Below are 17,315 nucleotides of genomic sequence, written 5' to 3' on the forward strand. Positions count from 1 at the left end.
CGCGCGCCCCCGTTGGGGGGGTGCGTGGTGGGGGGGTTTTAACGCGCCCCCAACGCTCACGAGCCGTTAACCCACGGGGACCGAGGCGACACCCGGAGCGAGGAACGGCTTGCCGTTGACCTTCTCCGAGACGCCGGCGCGGTCCAGGTACGGCGTGATGCCGCCGAGCCAGAACGGCCAGCCGGCGCCGAGGATCAGGCACAGGTCGATGTCCTGTGCCTCGGCGACCACGCCCTCGTCGAGCATGATCCGGATCTCCTCGGCGATCGCCGCGAGCGCGCGTGCCCGTACCTCGTCCTCAGTGGACGGTGCGTCGCCGCGCTGCCACAACGCGTCGACCTCGGGGTCGACCGTCGCGTTGCCGGCGGCGTCCCACTGCCAGACGCCGGACTTGCCCGCCTTGACGAACCTGGCGAGGTTTTCGCTGACCTTGAAGCGGTCCGGGAACGCCTCGTGCAGTGTCTCGCCGACGTGCAGCGCGATCGCCGGGCCGACCAGCTGCATCAGCACCAGCGGGGTCATCGGCAGGCCGAGCGGCTCCAGCGCCTTGTCGGCGACCTCGAACGGCGTGCCCTCGTCGACGGCGATCAGCACCTCGCCGAGGAAGCGCAGCAGCAGCCGGTTGACGACGAAAGCGCTTGCGTCCTTCACCAATACGCTCGACTTCTTGAGCGACTTGCCCACCGCGAACGCGGTCGCGAGCGTCGCGTCGTCGGTCTTCTCGGCGCGGACGATCTCCAGCAGCGGCATCACGGCGACCGGGTTGAAGAAGTGGAAGCCCACCACCCGCTCCGGGTGCTTCAGCTGCGACGCCATCGCGGTGATCGACAGCGACGAGGTGTTCGTCGCCAGGATCGCCTCCGGCTTGATGTACTGCTCCAAGTCCGCGAAGACCTTCTGCTTGACACCGAGTTCCTCGAACACGGCCTCGATCACGAAGTCGGCGTCGGCGAACGCGGCCTTGTCGAGTGAACCGGAGACGAGCGCCTTCAGCCGGTTCGCGCCATCCTGGGAGACACGCTTCTTGGCCAGCAGCTTGTCGATCTCGCCGTGCACATAGGACACACCCTTGTCCACCCGCGCCTGGTCGACGTCGGTCAGCACGACCGGCACCTTGAGACGGCGGACGAACAGCAGCGCCATCTGGCTCGCCATGAGCCCGGCGCCGACGATGCCGACCTTGTTCACCTTGCGCGCCAGATTCCGGTCCGGTGCGCCCGCCGGCCGCTTGGCCCGCTTGTTGACCAGGTTGAACGAGTACAGCCCGGCACGCAGGACGTCGCTCATCAGCAGTTCGGTGAGCCCGTCGGTCTCGGCAGCGTAGCCGCGGTCGAGGTCGTTCTCCCGCGCCAGCTCCAGCAGCTCGACGGCCTTGGTCGCGCCGGGCGACGCGCCGTGCGTGCGACCGTCCACAATGGCCTTCGCGCGCGCGAGTGCCGCGTCCCACTCCGCGCCGCGGTCGATCTCACGGCGGGCAGGGGTGACCTCGCCACGGACCACTTTGGACAACCAGAGCAGCGACTGCTCCAGGTAGTCGGCCGACCCGAACACGGCGTCGACGATGCCCAGCTCGGCGGCCTGCTTGACGCTCAGCATCTTGTTCTGCGCCAGCGCGTTCTCGATGATCACGGTCACCGCGGCGTCCGGCCCGATCAGGTTCGGCAGCAGCTGCGTGCCACCCCAGCCGGGGAACAGGCCGAGGAACACCTCGGGGAACGCGATCGCCGCTGCGTTCTCCGACAGCGTCCGGTAGTGGCATGACAGCGCGAGTTCGAGCCCGCCGCCCATCACCGCGCCGTTGATGAACCCGAATGTCGGGACCTCGGTCTCGGTGAGCCTGCGGAACACGTCGTGCCCGGTCTGCGCGATCTGGCGGGCGAGCGCCGGGTCGGACACCGACTCCACCCCGGACAGATCCGCGCCGACGGCGAAGATGAACGGCTTGCCGGTGACCGCGATCGCGGCGGGCTCGGCGGCGAACGCCACGTCCAGCGCGGCGTTCAGGCTCACCAGGCCCTGCGGCCCGAAGGTCGACGGCCTGGTGTGGTCGAGCCCGTTGTCCAAGGTGATCAGTGCGACCGGCTTGTCCAGCCCCGGCACCTTCACGAGCCGGGTGACGGCCTTCGTCACGACCTCGTCGGGGAAGGCCTTCTGCGCCTCTTCAGCGGTGAAAGTCATTACTTCTTCCCCTCGAAAGCCGGGTTCTCCCAGATCACGGTGCCGCCCATGCCGATGCCGATGCACATGGTGGTCAGGCCGTAGCGCACGTCGGGGCGCTCGGCGAACTGACGCGAAAGCTGCGTCATCAGCCGGACGCCGGAGGACGCGAGCGGGTGACCGCAAGCGATCGCGCCACCCCACTGGTTCACGCGCGGGTCGTCGTCGGCGATGCCGTAGTGGTCGAGGAACGCGAGCACCTGCACCGCGAACGCCTCGTTGATCTCGAACAGCCCGATGTCCTCAATGGACAGACCGGTCCGCTTGAGCAGCTTCTCCGTGGCCGGCACCGGCCCGATGCCCATCACCTCGGGCTCGACACCGGCGAACGAGTAGCCGACGAGCTTCATGCCGATCGGCAGGCCCAGTTCCAGCGCCGTCGCCTCGTCGGCGAGCAGCGCGGCGGTGGCGCCGTCGTTGAGCCCGGCCGCGTTGCCCGCGGTGATCCGGCCGAACGGGCGGAACGGGGTCTTGAGTCCGGCGAGCTGCTCCAGCGTGGTGCCGGGGCGCGGCGGCTCGTCCTCGGTCGCGAGGCCCCAGCCGAGTTCAGCCGATCGGGTGGCGACGGGCACGAGCTCCGGCCCGATCTTGCCGGTCTTGACGGCCTCGGCGTACTTCTCCTGGCTGCGCGCCGCGTAGGCGTCGGTGCGCGCCTTGGTGAGGTGCGGGAACCGGTCGTGCAGGTTCTCCGCGGTCTGGCCCATCACCAGCGCGGTCGGGTCGACCAGCTTGTCGGCGATGATGCGCGGGTTCGGGTCGACGCCCTCGCCCATCGGGTGGCGGCCCATGTGCTCGACGCCGCCCGCGATCACGATGTCGTACGCGCCGAAGCCGATCCCGGCGGCGGTCGTGGTGACGGCGGTCATCGCGCCGGCGCACATCCGGTCGAGCGCGAAACCCGGCACCGACTTGGGCAGCCCGGCGAGGATCGCGGCGGTCCGGCCGATGGTCAGGCCCTGGTCGCCGATCTGCGTGGTGGCGGCGATGGCCACCTCGTCCACCCGCTCCGGCGGCAGCTCGGGGTGCCTGCGCAGCAGTTCGCGGATGGTGTTGACGACCAGGTCATCGGCTCGGGTGCCGGCATAGATGCCCTTGTCGCCCGCCTTGCCGAACGGGGTCCGTACCCCCTCGACGAAGGCCACGGTGCGCACCGCGCGCGCGTCCGGCGCGAGCGGGGTTCCTGGTGCGGCCACGAATGCTCCTTGCGATTGGGAATTCTGCCGGAACCATAGCCCTTGTTACCGGCGGGTAACCAGGCTTGTGCCCCGGTCGAGTGGGCGAAAGCACACTCGGGGGCCGCACCGAGCGTGCCACGCGCGTTTCCGGCTGTCCCTACTCACGCACCCCTAGTGCCCCCAGACTCGGGTCGTGTGTGCTCGCGAAGGCACCTGGCCTGCGCAGGGTCCGTGGTGACGGTTGCGGGCGAGGGGCTTCCCCTCGTTCAGGCGTGGGCGAGTGGTAACTCTGCTCCGTTGGATGCAGCAGAGTTACCACTCATGACCCAACCAGAGCCCCATCGTGAAGCGAGGGTGCCCCCGAGTGCGTACTACGCACCCAACGGCCCCCACACGCAAGCCGAGTCCACGAGCACGCCACCCTTGCGTTTCCCCTCAATAACCGTCGGGAACACTCACGACCCGACTTTGCCGAGTACGGCCAGCGGAGTGCCCTGCGCGACCTCGGCACCGGGGGAAACGAGGATCTCCAGCACCTCGTACTCGGCGGGCGACGGGATCACGGTCTCGGTCTTCATCGCTTCGAGGGTGACCAGCGCGTCGGCGGCGTTCACGAGGTCACCAGGGCGCGCGTCGACGCGCCACACCGTCGCCGCGAACGGCGCCTCGACGACGTGGCCGCCCGGTGGCGCCTGCACGTTCGCCGGTGCGGCGGCCGAGACCGGCTCCGGCTTCGGGTCGAACTCGCCCGCCGCCGCCCAGGCTTGGCGCTCGGCCTCGAAGGCCGTCGTCTGCCTGGTACGGAAGGCCGCGATGTCGTCGGCGTTGTCGGCCAGGAACCGCTGGTAGTCCGCGAGCGCGAACTCGCCTTCGGTGATGTCGAGCTCGAGCTCGCCGGCCGCGCTGGCGGCACGCAGGTCCAGCAACTCGTCCGCGTCGACCGGGTACCAGGAGATGCGGTCGAAGAAGCGCAGCAGCCACGGCGAACCCGGTTCGAACGAGCCACGCTGCCGCCAGCCGCTCCACACCTGCACGGTCCGCCCGACGAACTGGTAGCCGCCGGGTCCCTCCATGCCGTAGATGCACAGGTAGGAGCCGCCGATGCCGACCGAGTTCTCCGCCGTCCAGGTCCGCGCCGGGTTGTACTTGGTGGTGACCAGCCGGTGGCGCGGGTCGAGCGGGGTGGCCACCGGCGCGCCGAGGTAGACGTCGCCGAGACCCAGCACCATGTACTGGGCGTCGAACACCGTGCGGTACACGTCGTCCACACTGGACAGTCCGTTGACGCGCCTGATGAACTCGATGTTCCACGGGCACCACGGCGCGTCGTCGCGGACACCGGTCATGTAGCGCTCGATCGCCTCGCGTGTCGCCGGATCGTCCCAGGACAGCGGCAGCCGGACGGTCCGGCTGGGCACCACGAGGTCTTTGGTGGCCGGTAGCTCGGTCTCGATCTCCTTGGCCAGCCCGAGGATCTTGTGCACGGGCAGTGTTTCCGGGTCGACGTGCACCTGGAGCGAGCGGATGCCCGGCGTGATGTCGATGATGCCGGGCACGTTCTCGGCCTGGAGCCGCTCGGCGAGCGCGTGCACCCGCATCCGCAGCGCGAAGTCGAGCTGCATCGGGCCGTACTCGACGAGCAGGTTGTCGTCGCCGTTGCGCCGGTACGTGACATCGTCGACCTGCCCGAGGATGCCGCCGTCCCTGATCGGCTTGCGGCTCGCCGGGACCGTCCCGTTAGGACGCAGGCGCAGGCCCGACGCGTGCGAGTCGCTGACCGGGACGAACCGCACGGTGTCGCCGGGACGCAGCTGCCCCAGCTTCCAGCGCTGCGCGGTCGCCACCGTCGCCGGGCAGACGAACCCGCCGAGGCTGGGGCCGTCCGGGCCGAGCAGGATCGGCAGGTCACCGGTGTAGTCGACGGCGCCGACGGAGTACGGCGTGTCGTGGATGTTCGACGGGTGCAGCCCGGCCTCGCCGCCGTCCTCGCGCGCCCAGGCCGGCCGGGGGCCGACCAGCCGGACACCGGTGCGCGCCGAGTTGAAGTGCACGCGCCACGCGGTCCGGTAGAAGGTGTCGATGTCGTCCGGCGTGAAGAACTCGGGCGCCGCGTGCGGGCCTTCGAGCGCGCCGATCTCCCAGTGCTCGGTGAAGACCGGGCGCTCGGCTTCCGGCACCGCGCGCATCAGGTCGCTGACCGGCTCGCCGGGGCGCAGCACATCGCCCGCCTTGAGTGTCCGGCCGCCATGGCCGCCGAACTTGCCCAGTGTGAAAGTCGCTTTGCTGCCAAGGAAATCGGGCACGTCCAGACCGCCGCGTACCAGGATGTAGGTCCTCAGTCCCGCGGCGCTCGGGCCGATGTCCAAGGTGGATCCGGCGGGTATCCTCACCGGGGTCCATTGTGGAACAGACTTGCCGTCCAGGGTGATCTCAGCTGGAGCGCCGGTGACGCAGACCGTTGCCGCTTCGCCGAACCGCAGTTCGGGACCGTCCACAGTGCATTCGAGACCGGCAGCGCCTTCCGGGTTGCCCAGCGCGCGGTTGCCCAGGCGGAACGACAGGTCGTCCATCGGCCCGCTCGGTGGCACGCCGACGTGCCAATACCCGGTCCGGCCCGGCCACTCCTGCACGGTCGTCGACGTGCCCGCCCGGAGCACGTCGATGCGCGGCGCCGGGTCGGCGATGCCGTCGAGCGTGGCGGTGTCGTGGTCCGCGCTGAGGAAACGCTCGTCGGCGAGTGCGGCTGCGACGTGGCTGAGATTGGTCCGCACGCCGTCGATGCGCGTCGCCTCGACGGCGGCGAGCAGCTTGGCGACGGCCTCGTCACGACTCTCGCCGTGACAGATCACCTTGCCCAGCAACGGATCGTAGTTCGTGGTGACCGTCGTGCCGTCTTCCACCCAGGTGTCGACCCTGACGTCCGGCGGGAACGTGACGCCGGTCAGCAGGCCCGCGCTGGGACGGTGCCCGAGCGCGGGATCCTCGGCGTAAATCCGCGCCTCGACGGCATGCCCGCGTGGGACCGGGGGAGTGGTGAACATCCCGCGGTCACCTTGGGCGAGCGTGAGCATCCACGCGACGAGGTCGATCCCGTAGACCGCCTCGGTGACCGGGTGCTCGACCTGAAGCCGGGTGTTGACCTCGAGAAAGGCCGCTTCCTCGCGCACCGGGTCGTAGACGAACTCGACGGTGCCCGCGGAGCGGTAACGCACCGAAGAACACAACCGGACGGCCGCTTCGGACAGTCGCTTGTGGACTTCCTCGGACAAGTCCGGCGCCGGGCATTCCTCGACGACCTTCTGGTTCCGCCGCTGCAGAGTGCAGTCGCGCGTGCCGAGCGCGAGCACTTCACCGTGGCCGTCGCCGAACACCTGAACCTCGACATGTCTGGCCTGGGTCACCAGGCGTTCGAGGAACACCCCCGAGTTCGAGAAGCTTTTGGCCGCGATGCTCTGCACGGACTCCCAAGCCGCCCGCAGTTCGGCTTCCGTGTGACAGGCGCGCATGCCGATGCCGCCACCGCCGCCGGTGGCCTTGAGCATCACCGGGTAGCCGATCTCGTCGGCATTCGCGAGCGCTTCGTCCACATCGGGCAGCAAGCCGGTGCCCGCCAGCAGCGGAACCCCGGCTTCGATGGCCTTCTCGCGCGCGGTGTGCTTGCTGCCGAACACTTCCAGGTGCTCGGGTGCCGGGCCGACGAACGCGATCCCGGCCGCCTCGGCGGCACGGGCGAACGCCGCGTCCTCGGAGAGAAAGCCATATCCGGGATGGATGGCCGTCGCGCCGGTCTTGAGTGCCGCCTCGATGATCAGGTCGCCGCGGAGGTAGCTGTCGCGCGCGATCGCGGGCCCGAGCCGGACGGCCTCGTCCGCGAGACGGACGTGCGCCGAGGTCCGGTCGGCATCGGAATACACCGCCACACAAGGGATTCCGAGTTCATGAGCTGATCTGATGATGCGGACGGCGATCTCGCCGCGGTTGGCGATCAGCAGCTTCATCCGGTGACCACCATGCGGACGGAGGTCGGGTCGAACCCGTTGCAGGGGTTGTTGATCTGCGGGCAGTTCGAGACCAGCACGAGCACGTCGGTCTCCGCGCGCAGCTGGACTTCCAACCCCGGCGAAGAAATCCCGTCCACGATGCCGAGCGTGCCGTCCTTCTCGACCGGGACGTTCATGTACCAGTTGACATTGCTCACCAGGTCACGCTTGCCGAGTCCCCATTTCGCGCCCTCGATGAGGAAGTTCTCGACACAGGCGTGCTGGTGACGGGTGTGCTGGCCATAGCGCAAGGTGTTGGACTCCTTGCTGCACGCGCCCCCGATGGTGTCGTGGCGGCCGCAGGTGTCCTTGACGACCGTCATCAGCGGCTTGCTCTCGGCGGTGCGCAGCACGCTGCCCGTGGTCAGGAAGATGTTGCGCTGCGCGGCGATCGTCGCGGCGGCGCTGTAGCGCTGCGCGGTGTCTTCGGCGTCGTAGACCAGGAAGTCGACGGCCTGGTTGCCGTGCAGGTCGATGATCGCCAGTGTCTGTCCCTTGCGGACAATGGTGGAGAACGGCGCCATGGCGGGCACTTCGGTGTCCAGGATGACGCTCACGCCAGCCCCCTCGCGGTCAGATAGTCGGCGGTGTTCTCGAAGGCGCGCCGGGCCTCCGGCGTCGCGTTCCACTCCGGACTGTCCGGTGTGGAGGGTTTCGCTTTCCAGGCCAGCACTCGCAGATTCGAGACCTGGCCACGGGAATCGAGTGGATGGGCCGAGTTCGCGATGAGCACGACGACGGGAAGCTCGACGCGCAATGTCACCGAACGGCCGGCTTCGGCGGAACCCTCGAATTCCAGGCCGCCGTCATCGTCGACGCGGACGCCTTGGAACAGCGAGAGGCTCGGTGGTAGATCGCGAGGCGTCAAGCCGTGTTTCGCCGCCGCCACCGTGAACGAGGCCAGCGCTTTCGGCGACGGCCCGCACAGCGTGTCGTGGCGCCCGGAGTCGTCCGAGACGATCGTGGCGAGCACCCTGGCCTGGTCGGAGAGCAGTGCGACCGACTTGCCGAGGTAGGCGTTCCACTGCACCTTGACGGTGTCGGCGACGTTCAGACGTTCCCATGGCTGGTCGGCGTGGAAGAGGAGCAGGTGGGCGCAGGCATCGCCGTCGAGGTCGGTCAGCCGGAGTTCGGTGCCGCGCGCGAGCACCTTGTGCGTGTAACCGTCGCCCGCGACCGTTTCGGCCCAGACGAGGTCTTCCTGCTTGACGCCAGGCGGTGGTTCTGGCCAGTTCGTCGCCGGGATCGTCGGCATCGTTTCGACGATCGTGCCGTCCTGGGCTCGGGCGTGGTCGCGGGCTCCGTAAGTGGTCGCGGTGCTCATTTGAAGACCTTTCAGTGGCGCGAAGCGCCTCCGTTGAGGGTGGCGGTGGGCGACGGGAGGGTCTTTCAGGACACTGCGGGGACGGGTTCGAGTGCGGCGTTGCTGGCTGGTTTCAAACGAAGCCAGCATAGCCAACCGATCAGCACCGTGGCTGCCACGAATTCGAGTGGGAAGAGCAACATCCAGGGCGACCCGGTGCCCGCCAGGTCGTAGATCTCGGGGCGGGGCCAGGCGATGTTGACGATCATGGCGAGCCCGTAGAGCACGGCGAGCGCGTTGACCAGCACGCCCCAGCGCCCGAGCGCGAACCAGCCCGGCTGGGCCGCCGGCATCGTGCCGCGCAGGCGCTTGACGAGCAGTGGGCCGGTGACCAGCAGATATGCCAGGTAGACGACCACGACCGAGGTCGCGGTGAGGGTGCTGAACAGCGTCGGGTTGCCGACGTTGAGCAGCAGCAGGCCGATGGCGAGCGACCCCGAGAGGAGCGCGGGCGCGAGCGGCGTGCCGGTGCGGGCGTTGACCTTGGCGAGCCCGCGTGAGCCGGGGAGCGCGCCGTCGCGGGCCATCGCGTAGATCAGCCGGATCGTGCCGGTCTGGATGGTCAGGGTGCAGACGACCACGGCGACCGCGACGTCGGTGAGGAAGAGGGGGCCGAGCGTGTCACCGAAGACGGCCTTGATGACGTACGGCAGGCCCTGGCCGGCGAGTTGCCCGTCGGTCAGGCTCGGCGCGGCCATCAGCGCGAACAGGACGAGCGCCAGGCCGCCGATCCCGGACACGAGCAGCGCGCGCAGCACCGCGCGAGGCGCCGACTTGCGCGCGTTCTTCGTCTCCTCGGCGACCGACGCGGCGGTGTCGAAGCCGTAGAGCACGTACGCGGCCATCAGCGCCGAGGCGAGCACACCGCCGACGCCCGCTTCACCGGTCCCGTGTGTGACGACCTGCGGCCCGCGCACGGCGAACAGTCCCAGTCCGGCCAGCAGCACGACGACGCCGAGCAGTTCGGCCGCCACGCCGATGTCGTTGATCCGCGCCATCACGCGCACGCCCGCCGCGTTGACGGCCGTGGTGAACACGATCAGCAGCGCGCCGAGCAGCACGGCGTTGGTCGCGCCGGTCGGCGACGTCACCGAGGAGTCGCCCCCGACGAGCTGGAAACCGCTCCACACCGATGGAAGCACGACCTGCAGCGCGATCGCGGCCGAGGCCAGCGCGACGACACAGCCGATCAGCATCATCCAGCCGGCGACCCAGCCGCCGAAGCCGCGGCTGAGCTGTTTCGCCCACTGGTACACACTTCCGGCGAGCGGGAAACGCGCGGCGAGTTCGGCGAAGTTGAGCGCGACCATGAGCTGACCGGCGATGACGATCGGCCAGGTCCAGAAGAACAGCGTTCCGCCGAACGAGAAGCCGAACCCGAAGAGCTGGAACACCGTGGTCAGGATCGAGACGAAGGAGAACCCGGCCGCGAAGGCCGAGAATCCCCCGAGTGAGCGTCGAAGCTCTTGTTTGTAGCCGAATTCTGCGAGTTCGGACACCGGCTGCTCCCTGGAAGTGGTTTCGATCGGCTGATCGAAATTAAGCCCGGTCGGGGACGAACCCGTCTCAGCCAGGTTAGCGGTGTGTAAATTGCAGGCTGTTTCACTAACGCGTAGCGGTCCGGGCCGGTAAGCGGGCAAGATCTCGAAGATGAGCACCGGAGTCGGCAGACCAAGAGCGAGTGGAGCGGCAGCGAGCAGACAGGACGCCCGGCAAGCCGTGATGGACGCGGCGGCGGAGCTGTTCACCGGCGCCGGCTACGCGGCGACGACCACCCGAGCCATCGCCGAACGTGCCGGTCTACGCCAGGCCTCGCTCTACTACCACTTCCCGGCCAAGGAAGACCTGCTCGCGGCTTTGCTCGCCCAGACCGTCCGGCCCTCGCTGGATGTCGCCCGCGCGCTGCTGAAGGTCGACGCCCCGGCCCCGACGCGCCTCTGGGCGTTGAGCTACTCGGACATCCACCTGCTCGGCGGCGGCCCGCACAACCTGGGCGCGCTCTACCTCCTGCCCGAGATCAGCGCGCCGGGCCTGGCGGACTTCCGCGCGGAGCGCTCGGAGCTCAAGGACGCCTACCGCGCTTTGATCGAGGGACCGGCGGCACTGACCGACCTGGTCTTCGGCCTGGTCGAAAGCACGGCACTGGTCCGCCGCGACACGCCGACGGTCGACATCGAGGCCCACGCCCGCCACGGCGCCGACGCGGTCTTGCGCATCACGGGCAGCGAGCCGGGCGCCATGCTGCACGCGGCCGCGTTGCGCCTGCTCAAAGACTCGTGAGTGGTACGGCCGGTTCTAACCGGCGAAAACACTCACGACCCTAAGCGCTGGGTGCCTTGGACAGCAGGGTCTTGGCCAGCTCGGGTGCGGTCAGTGCGACCTGCCACGGCCGGGCGCCGCCCTCGCGCAGGGTGTCCGCGATCGAGGCTTCGCTGAGGTCCGCGGGCGGACGCCAGCAGGTGCGCCGGACGAGGTCCGGCAGCAGAAGGTTCTCCACCGGGAGCCGGTGGTGCTCCGCGAGCGCGATCAGCGCCGCACGGGAAGCCGAAAGCCTGGCCGCCGCGTCCGGGTCCTTGTCCGCCCAGCGGTTGGGCGGGGGCGGGCCGTCGTTCGGCTGGGCCGGGTTGGGCAGCTCCGAGGCGGGCAACTGCTTCGCGGCCTGGAGGTGCCGGAGCCAGGAGGCGGTGTACTTCCGCTGGACGCGCCCGCCGAACACGGGCAACGCCTGGAGTTCGGCGACGGTCTTGGGGTCGACGGTGACCGCGTTGATGATCGCGCTGTCCGGCAGCACCCGGCTGGGCGCGCGGTCGCGTTTGCGGGCGAGTTCGTCGCGGGCCTGCCAGAGCGCGCGCACGGCGGCGAGGCCGCGGGCGCTGCGGATCTTGTGGACGCCCGAGGTGCGGCGCCAGGGTTCGGCCTTGGGTGCGGGCGGCGGCGCCGTCCGGACGGCCTCGAATTCCTGCTGGGCCCATTCGAGCTTGCCTTGGGCGTCGAGCTCGGCCTCGAGCTTCTCGCGAAGCTGGACGAGCAGTTCGACGTCGAGTGCTGCGTAGTTCAGCCAGTCGACGGGTAGTGGCCGCTTGGACCAGTCCGCCGCGCTGTGGCCTTTCTCAAGCGTGTAGCCGAGCAGCTTCTCGACCAGCGTGCCGAGAGCGACCCTGTCGTAGCCCGCCAGCCGTCCGGCCAGCTCGGTGTCGAACAGGCTCGCCGGGTGGAGGTCGAGCTCCGCCAGGCATGGCAGATCCTGGGATGCCGCGTGCAGTACCCACTCGAGTCCGTTGAGCACCTCGGCGAGCGGTGCGAGCTCGCCTTCCAGAGCGATGGGATCGACCAGGAAGGTGCCCGCGCCGTCACGCCGGAGCTGCACCAGGTACGCCTTCGGCCAGTAGCGATAGCCGGAGGCGCGCTCGGTGTCGACCGCTATCGCGCCCGTGCCCGCAGCCAGCTTCGAGCAGGCTTCAGCGAGCTGGGTGGAATCGACGATCACCGGCGGAGTGCCGTCGACCGGCTCCTTCAGGAGTATCGGTTCTGGCGGTTCCATGGCGTCGTCGAATCCCTGGTCTGCGGTTTGCACAACTGACGACCCTACGGGACGGGCGTACCGCGCCTGGTCAGCCCGCCCCGTAGAGTTGATGTCTCAGTCAGCGAATAACGCCTGCGCGCATCGCCAACGCCACCATCTGAGCCCTGTCGCCGGTCCCGAGCTTGCGCCCGATGCGGGACAGGTGCGACTTCACCGTGAGAGCGGAGAGGCTGAGTTCCTCACCGATCTCCTTGTTGGACTGGCCGTCGGCGACGAGCTGCAGCACCTCGACCTCGCGCGCGGAAAGCTCGCGCGGGGTGTTGTCGGTGCCGGCAACACGCGTGCCGGTGGCCAGGACCGGAGCCACGCTCGGGTCCGCGTACACGCCGCCCTCGAGCACCCTGCGCACGCCGTCGGTGACAACCACCGGCGACGCGGATTTCAGCAGGTATGCCTGAGCTCCGGCTTGGAACGCCGACCTGACCGCGTACGGGTCGTCGGATGATGCGAGCACTACTACGCGAGGCCAGCCCTGGCTACGGAGTTCCGTAACCAGCTCAATGCCGCTGCCATCGGGTAGGCCCAGGTCAAGGATCGCGAGGTCGCACGGCCCAGTGGCCGTTGCCCTCGCCCTTGCCTCGGCCACCGTGGCGGCCTCGTGAACAGTGCCCGCACCCATTTGTGCGAGTCTTGCGGCTATTGCCTCCCTCAGCAGCGGGTGGTCATCGACCACCAGCACGGAAAAAAGCTCTTCCCGCGGGTGCGGAACCATGCTCGCCGGCAAAGCACCGGCTGGCGTGGATCGGACGGCCTGATTCAAGCCGACGGTAGCCACGTCACTACCTCCCTGGAGTCGGTCGTGCCCCCCGACCGGCACCGGGACCTTCGGCCGTTTAGCCGCGCCAGCTTTAGACCGAAAGTGGTGTCGTCGAAGGCACTGTAGCTGTCTGAGGGGCTTTTCGGGGGGATCGAACGGGTATCTATCTGGAACTAGTAGTTACTCAGCGGGTTCGTTGTCACACGATCGGGCTAGTGAACAGCCCGTGGCTAACGGATCGCCCTGAGAACACGATGAAATCCAATTACCGGTTGCGGAGCGATCGTGCATATGGCCCGTGCAACCGCCTCGGTCGCCTTTCATCCGCATGGAAAACGCCGTTTTTGATGATTTCGGTGCGACACGCCGAGCGACTCGCGGAAGACGGCGTTCGCGCCGTGAACGGTGTTCACCAAAACATGAAGAGAAGTTGATCTTGTTGCGGTGAGTGACACGCCCGGGTTCACGATAGTGAACGCCCGCTGGCAAGCCGCCAGACGGGCGAGCGGCCCTCGGTGAACATCCGTACACCCCCGGGACGTGAAAACCGCTCACATCGGCACTGAGGGCGCGCGAATGGCCCAACGCGGCTTTCGACGGCGTGCGCGCCCCCGCCCCCGGCCGCCTCACCCTCGACTCGCGCCCGCACACCGCTCGCGCCCATGCCCGCCGCCGCTACTTGCGCTCAAGCCCGCGCACCGCTCGCGCCCTCGCTCCCGTGCACACGCCACCGACGCGTTCCGAACGCTCAGCCCCGACGCCTGCCGCGCAGGGGGTGTCGAAGTATTGCCGACGGTTCGATTGGGCGGGAAGGTCAAAGGTGGCGTGCTCGTGCACTCCACGGCTTGAGTGAGGGCCTCCCTTACCCAGCTGCCCTGGGGCACGCCACCTTTGGCCTTCCCCTCAAATAGCCGTCGGGAACGCCCACGACCCTGGCCCGCGGCAGGCCTCGGGCACGCCCAGGCGGCTCGCGCCCAGGCCCGCGAGGTGCCTGAGTGGTCGACACGGGGCGCTCGAGTGGTCGGCACGGCGCCCGGGACATGGAGGTTCCCCGAGGATTTGGGGGTCGTGAGGGGTATGGCCGGTTCTAACCGGCCGAAACACTCACGAGCCTTGGCGCTGGCCGAACATGGTCACGCCGACCGGCGGCAGGCCGACCACGCTCGACATCACCTGGCAGAACGCCTCGCCGTGCGGCCGCAGCTGGGCGTCCGTCGGGGTCCAGGAGGCGCGAAGCTCCAGGTCGTCGGTGCGCGGCGGGCCCGAGATGTCGCCGAAGCGGGCGGACGAGGTCTCCGTCACCGTCCCGCCCAGGGCCGTCCAGGTCGCGCCGGTCGTCTCGAGCGCGTCGGTCAGCCATGACCAGCCGACTGCCGGGAGGAACGGGTCCGTCGCCAGCTCGCGGTCGAGCTCCGCGCGTACATATAGGACAAGCCTGAGCACGCCGTCCCAGCCGTCCTGGCCGTCGGGGTCGTGGAGCAACACCAGCCGCCCGGTGGCGAGAACGTCCGCCGGACCTGTGCTTTCGCAGCTGATCGCGTACGACCACGGCGCCAGGCGCTGGGGTGCGCGCAGCGTTTCGAGCTCGAGTTCGCGGCGGGGCACCACAGAGCGCAGTGCGGCCACGGCTTCACGGAACAGCTCGGGCGCTTGCGTCATCGCGGTCACGAATCCGACTGTAAGGCGGGAGCGGGCCGATGCCGAGGTAGACGCGCCGAGAAGCGGCTGAGCCGAGAGCCATACGATGTAAACGATGTCTCCTACACTCCAGACGCGGCGCCGCGCACTGCCCGACGCCCCCTTCCTCGTGGCGGCGAACGGCGGCAAGCCTTCGCGGCTCCCCGTGTGGTTCATGCGCCAGGCCGGCCGCTCGCTGCCCGAGTACCGCGCGCTCCGTGAGGGCACCGCGATGCTCGACGCCTGCTTCGACCCGGAAATGCTCGCCGAGATCACCCTGCAGCCGATCCGGCGGCACGGGGTGGACGCGGCGATCCTGTTCAGCGACATCGTCGTGCCGCTCAAGGCCGCGGGCGTCGACATCGACATCGTGCCCGGCACCGGCCCGGTGGTCGCGTCGCCGGTTCGCGACAAAGCCGCTGTTCAGGCGCTTCCGGTGCTCGAGGCCGACCAGGTGGCCAAGGTCGCCGAGGGTGTCGGGCTGCTGGTCTCCAAGCTCGGCGAGACGCCGCTGATCGGCTTCGCGGGCGCGCCGTTCACGCTCGCCTCCTACCTCATCGAGGGCGGGCCGAGCCGCAACCACGAGCACACCAAGGCGCTCATGCACTCCGAGCCAGAGGTCTGGCACGCGCTCGCCGACCGGCTCGCCGACGTCGCGCTGACCTTCCTCCGCGCGCAGCTCGACGCCGGTGTCGACGCGATCCAGCTGTTCGACTCCTGGGCGGGCGCGCTGTCGGAGCGGGACTACCGCGAGTTCGTGCTGCCGCATTCGGCCAAGGTGCTGGCCGGGGTCGCCGAGTACGGCGTGCCGAGGATCCACTTCGGCGTCGGCACCGGCGAGCTGCTGGTCGCCATGCGCGACGCGGGCGCGGACGTCGTCGGCGTCGACTGGCGCATCCCGCTCGACGAGGCCGTCCGGCGGCTCGGCGGCGACGCCGTCGTCCAGGGCAACCTCGACCCGGCGCTGCTGCACGCGTCGTGGCCGGTGCTCGAAGCCGAGGTCCGGCGGATCGCCGACGAGGGCCGCGCGGCGACCGGGCACATCTTCAACCTCGGCCACGGGGTGCTGCCCGGTGTCCAGCCCGAGGTGCTGACCAAGGTCGTCGAGCTGGTCCACTCGCTGTGAAGACGGTCGCGGTCGTCGGCGGTGGCATCTCCGGGATGACCGCCGCGTACCGGCTGCGGCAGTCGCTCGGCGACGGGGCCGGGATCGTCGTCTTCGAATCGGCGAAAACGCTCGGCGGCAAACTGCGCACGGTCGAACTCGCCGGCCGGTCTTACGACGTCGGCGCGGAGGCCTTCCTCGCGCGCCGTCCCGAGATGCTCGCGCTCGTCAGCGAGATCGGCTTGGACGGTCAGCTCACGCACCCGACAGGCGCGCGGGCGACCATCCGGGCGGGCGGAACCTCGCGCGGCCTCCCGCCGGGCACGGTCATGGGCGTGCCCGCGTCGGCCGACGCCGTCGCCGGGCTTTTGTCGGAAACCGGCCGGAAAGCCGTCGCCGCCGAGGCGACCATGCCGCTGTCGCTCCCGGCTCAGGACGTGCCGCTCGGCAAGCTGCTCCGTGACCGGTTCGGCGGCGAATTGGTCGATCGGCTGGTCGACCCGCTGCTCGGCGGCGTGTACGCCGGGGGAGCAGACGGCCTCGGCCTGCGGGCGACCATGCCGGGCCTGGCCGCCGCGGTGGCCAATGGCGCCGAGTCGCTGACCGCCGCCGCGGCCGCGCAGTTGCCGAAATCTCGCTCGACCGCACCGGTGTTCGGCACCACGACCGGCGGCCTCAGTGCCGTCATCGATCGGCTCGCCGAGCTGGCCAAGGCCGATATCCGGCTCGGCCTCCCGGTGCGCTCGCTCCAGAAGACCGCCGACGGCTGGCGCCTGGAGATCGGCTCGACGACGTCCACAGAGGTCATGGACTTCGACGCGGTCGTGCTCGCCGTCCCCGCGCCGTCCGCGCGCAAGCTGCTCGACGGGGTCGTGCCCGCCGCGTCGTCGGCGTTCGGCGAGATCGAGCTGGCGTCCATGGCCGTGGTCGCGATGGCGTTGCCGCCCGAAACCGAGCTGCCCGACATTTCCGGCATCCTGATCGGTGCCGGCGAGCGGGACGCGCACGGACAGCCGTACGCGGCGAAGGCGTTCACCTTCTCGACGCGCAAATGGGCCCACTACGGCGGCGGGCCGGTGCTGGTCCGCGGCTCCGTCGGCCGGTTCGGCGAGGAACGGGTCCTGCAGGTCGACGACTCGGACCTCATCGCAGCCGTCCGGCGTGATCTCGCCGAGCTGACCGGCGTCACCGCCGAGCCGGTCGAGACGATCGTCACCCGCTGGGGTGGCGGATTGCCGCAATACGGCGCCGGACATCTGGACCGCGTCGAGCGCATCGAGCGGGCCATCGGCGAAATCCCAGGCCTGGCGGTCGCGGGCGCGACACTGCACGGTGTGGGACTACCCGCTTGTGTGGCCACGGCGACAACAGCGGTCAAGTGGCTTCTGACAAGATGAA

General features: G+C 69.5%; 12 protein-coding genes. 3 read left to right on the forward strand and 9 right to left on the reverse strand.

Annotation, left to right across the window (positions count from 1 at the left end):
- Positions 1-66: 66 nt before the first annotated feature.
- The 6 genes from ACFV15_RS02185 to ACFV15_RS02210 form a co-directional block, all read right to left on the reverse strand.
- Positions 67-2,178, reverse strand: coding sequence for a 3-hydroxyacyl-CoA dehydrogenase NAD-binding domain-containing protein (locus tag ACFV15_RS02185; protein ID WP_378348291.1), 2,112 nt, complete (start codon positions 2,176-2,178; stop codon positions 67-69).
- Complete coding sequence (locus ACFV15_RS02190; RefSeq protein ID WP_378348444.1) at positions 2,178-3,368, reverse strand: thiolase family protein; 1,191 nt, start codon at positions 3,366-3,368, stop codon at positions 2,178-2,180. Before ACFV15_RS02190 ends, ACFV15_RS02185 begins: the two co-directional genes overlap by 1 nt.
- Positions 3,369-3,847: 479 nt before the next feature.
- Positions 3,848-7,390, reverse strand: a complete 3,543-nt coding sequence (uca, locus tag ACFV15_RS02195) for an urea carboxylase (protein ID WP_378348292.1) — start codon at positions 7,388-7,390, stop codon at positions 3,848-3,850.
- Positions 7,387-7,989 (reverse strand): urea amidolyase associated protein UAAP2, encoded by a 603-nt coding sequence (locus tag ACFV15_RS02200; protein ID WP_378348293.1) that lies wholly within the window; start codon positions 7,987-7,989, stop codon positions 7,387-7,389. The genes uca and ACFV15_RS02200 overlap by 4 nt, the downstream gene beginning before the upstream one ends.
- The gene (locus tag ACFV15_RS02205) at positions 7,986-8,756 is read right to left on the reverse strand and encodes a DUF1989 domain-containing protein (protein WP_378348294.1); all 771 of its coding nucleotides are present in this window, start codon (positions 8,754-8,756) and stop codon (positions 7,986-7,988) included. Before ACFV15_RS02205 ends, ACFV15_RS02200 begins: the two co-directional genes overlap by 4 nt.
- Positions 8,757-8,821: 65 nt before the next feature.
- Positions 8,822-10,294, reverse strand: coding sequence for an amino acid permease (locus ACFV15_RS02210; RefSeq protein WP_378348295.1), 1,473 nt, complete (start codon positions 10,292-10,294; stop codon positions 8,822-8,824).
- Between the two features lie 151 nt (positions 10,295-10,445).
- Here ACFV15_RS02210 and ACFV15_RS02215 point away from each other — a divergent pair, with 151 nt between their 5' ends.
- The gene (locus ACFV15_RS02215; protein ID WP_378348296.1) at positions 10,446-11,075 is read left to right on the forward strand and encodes a TetR/AcrR family transcriptional regulator; all 630 of its coding nucleotides are present in this window, start codon (positions 10,446-10,448) and stop codon (positions 11,073-11,075) included.
- Positions 11,076-11,115: 40 nt separating this feature from the next.
- On the opposite strand, the gene ACFV15_RS02220 is transcribed toward ACFV15_RS02215, so the two are convergent.
- The 3 genes from ACFV15_RS02220 to ACFV15_RS02230 all read right to left on the reverse strand — a co-directional run bounded on the left by ACFV15_RS02220 (position 11,116) and on the right by ACFV15_RS02230 (position 14,803).
- Entirely contained in the window at positions 11,116-12,336 is a 1,221-nt protein-coding gene (locus ACFV15_RS02220) for an HRDC domain-containing protein (protein ID WP_378348297.1), read from the reverse strand.
- 100 nt (positions 12,337-12,436) lie between these two features.
- A complete protein-coding gene (locus ACFV15_RS02225) occupies positions 12,437-13,153 on the reverse strand; it encodes a response regulator transcription factor (RefSeq protein WP_091292310.1) in 717 nt (238 codons plus the stop codon).
- A gap of 1,086 nt (positions 13,154-14,239) precedes the next feature.
- Positions 14,240-14,803, reverse strand: a complete 564-nt coding sequence (locus ACFV15_RS02230; RefSeq protein ID WP_378348298.1) for a DUF3000 domain-containing protein — start codon at positions 14,801-14,803, stop codon at positions 14,240-14,242.
- Between the two features lie 85 nt (positions 14,804-14,888).
- Here ACFV15_RS02230 and hemE point away from each other — a divergent pair, with 85 nt between their 5' ends.
- Together hemE and hemG are read left to right on the forward strand one after the other, a co-directional pair.
- A complete protein-coding gene (gene hemE / locus ACFV15_RS02235) occupies positions 14,889-15,938 on the forward strand; it encodes a uroporphyrinogen decarboxylase (protein ID WP_378348299.1) in 1,050 nt (349 codons plus the stop codon).
- Entirely contained in the window at positions 15,935-17,314 is a 1,380-nt protein-coding gene (hemG, locus tag ACFV15_RS02240; RefSeq protein WP_378348300.1) for a protoporphyrinogen oxidase, read from the forward strand. Before hemE ends, hemG begins: the two co-directional genes overlap by 4 nt.
- The last annotated feature ends 1 nt before the right edge of the window (position 17,315 follow it).

Origin of the sequence: Amycolatopsis sp. NPDC059657, from assembly GCF_042734395.1 — a bacterium.
In the GTDB taxonomy this organism is placed as follows: Bacteria; Actinomycetota; Actinomycetes; order Mycobacteriales; family Pseudonocardiaceae; genus Amycolatopsis.

Coding starts and splice junctions, on each gene's coding strand:
- ACFV15_RS02185 (WP_378348291.1), bottom strand. CDS start 2,178: ATGACTTTCACCGCTGAAGAGGCGCAGAAGGCCTTCCCCGACGAGGTC.
- uca (WP_378348292.1), bottom strand. CDS start 7,390: ATGAAGCTGCTGATCGCCAACCGCGGCGAGATCGCCGTCCGCATCATC.
- ACFV15_RS02205 (WP_378348294.1), bottom strand. CDS start 8,756: ATGAGCACCGCGACCACTTACGGAGCCCGCGACCACGCCCGAGCCCAG.
- ACFV15_RS02215 (WP_378348296.1), top strand. CDS start 10,446: ATGAGCACCGGAGTCGGCAGACCAAGAGCGAGTGGAGCGGCAGCGAGC.
- ACFV15_RS02220 (WP_378348297.1), bottom strand. CDS start 12,336: ATGGAACCGCCAGAACCGATACTCCTGAAGGAGCCGGTCGACGGCACT.
- hemE (WP_378348299.1), top strand. CDS start 14,889: ATGTCTCCTACACTCCAGACGCGGCGCCGCGCACTGCCCGACGCCCCC.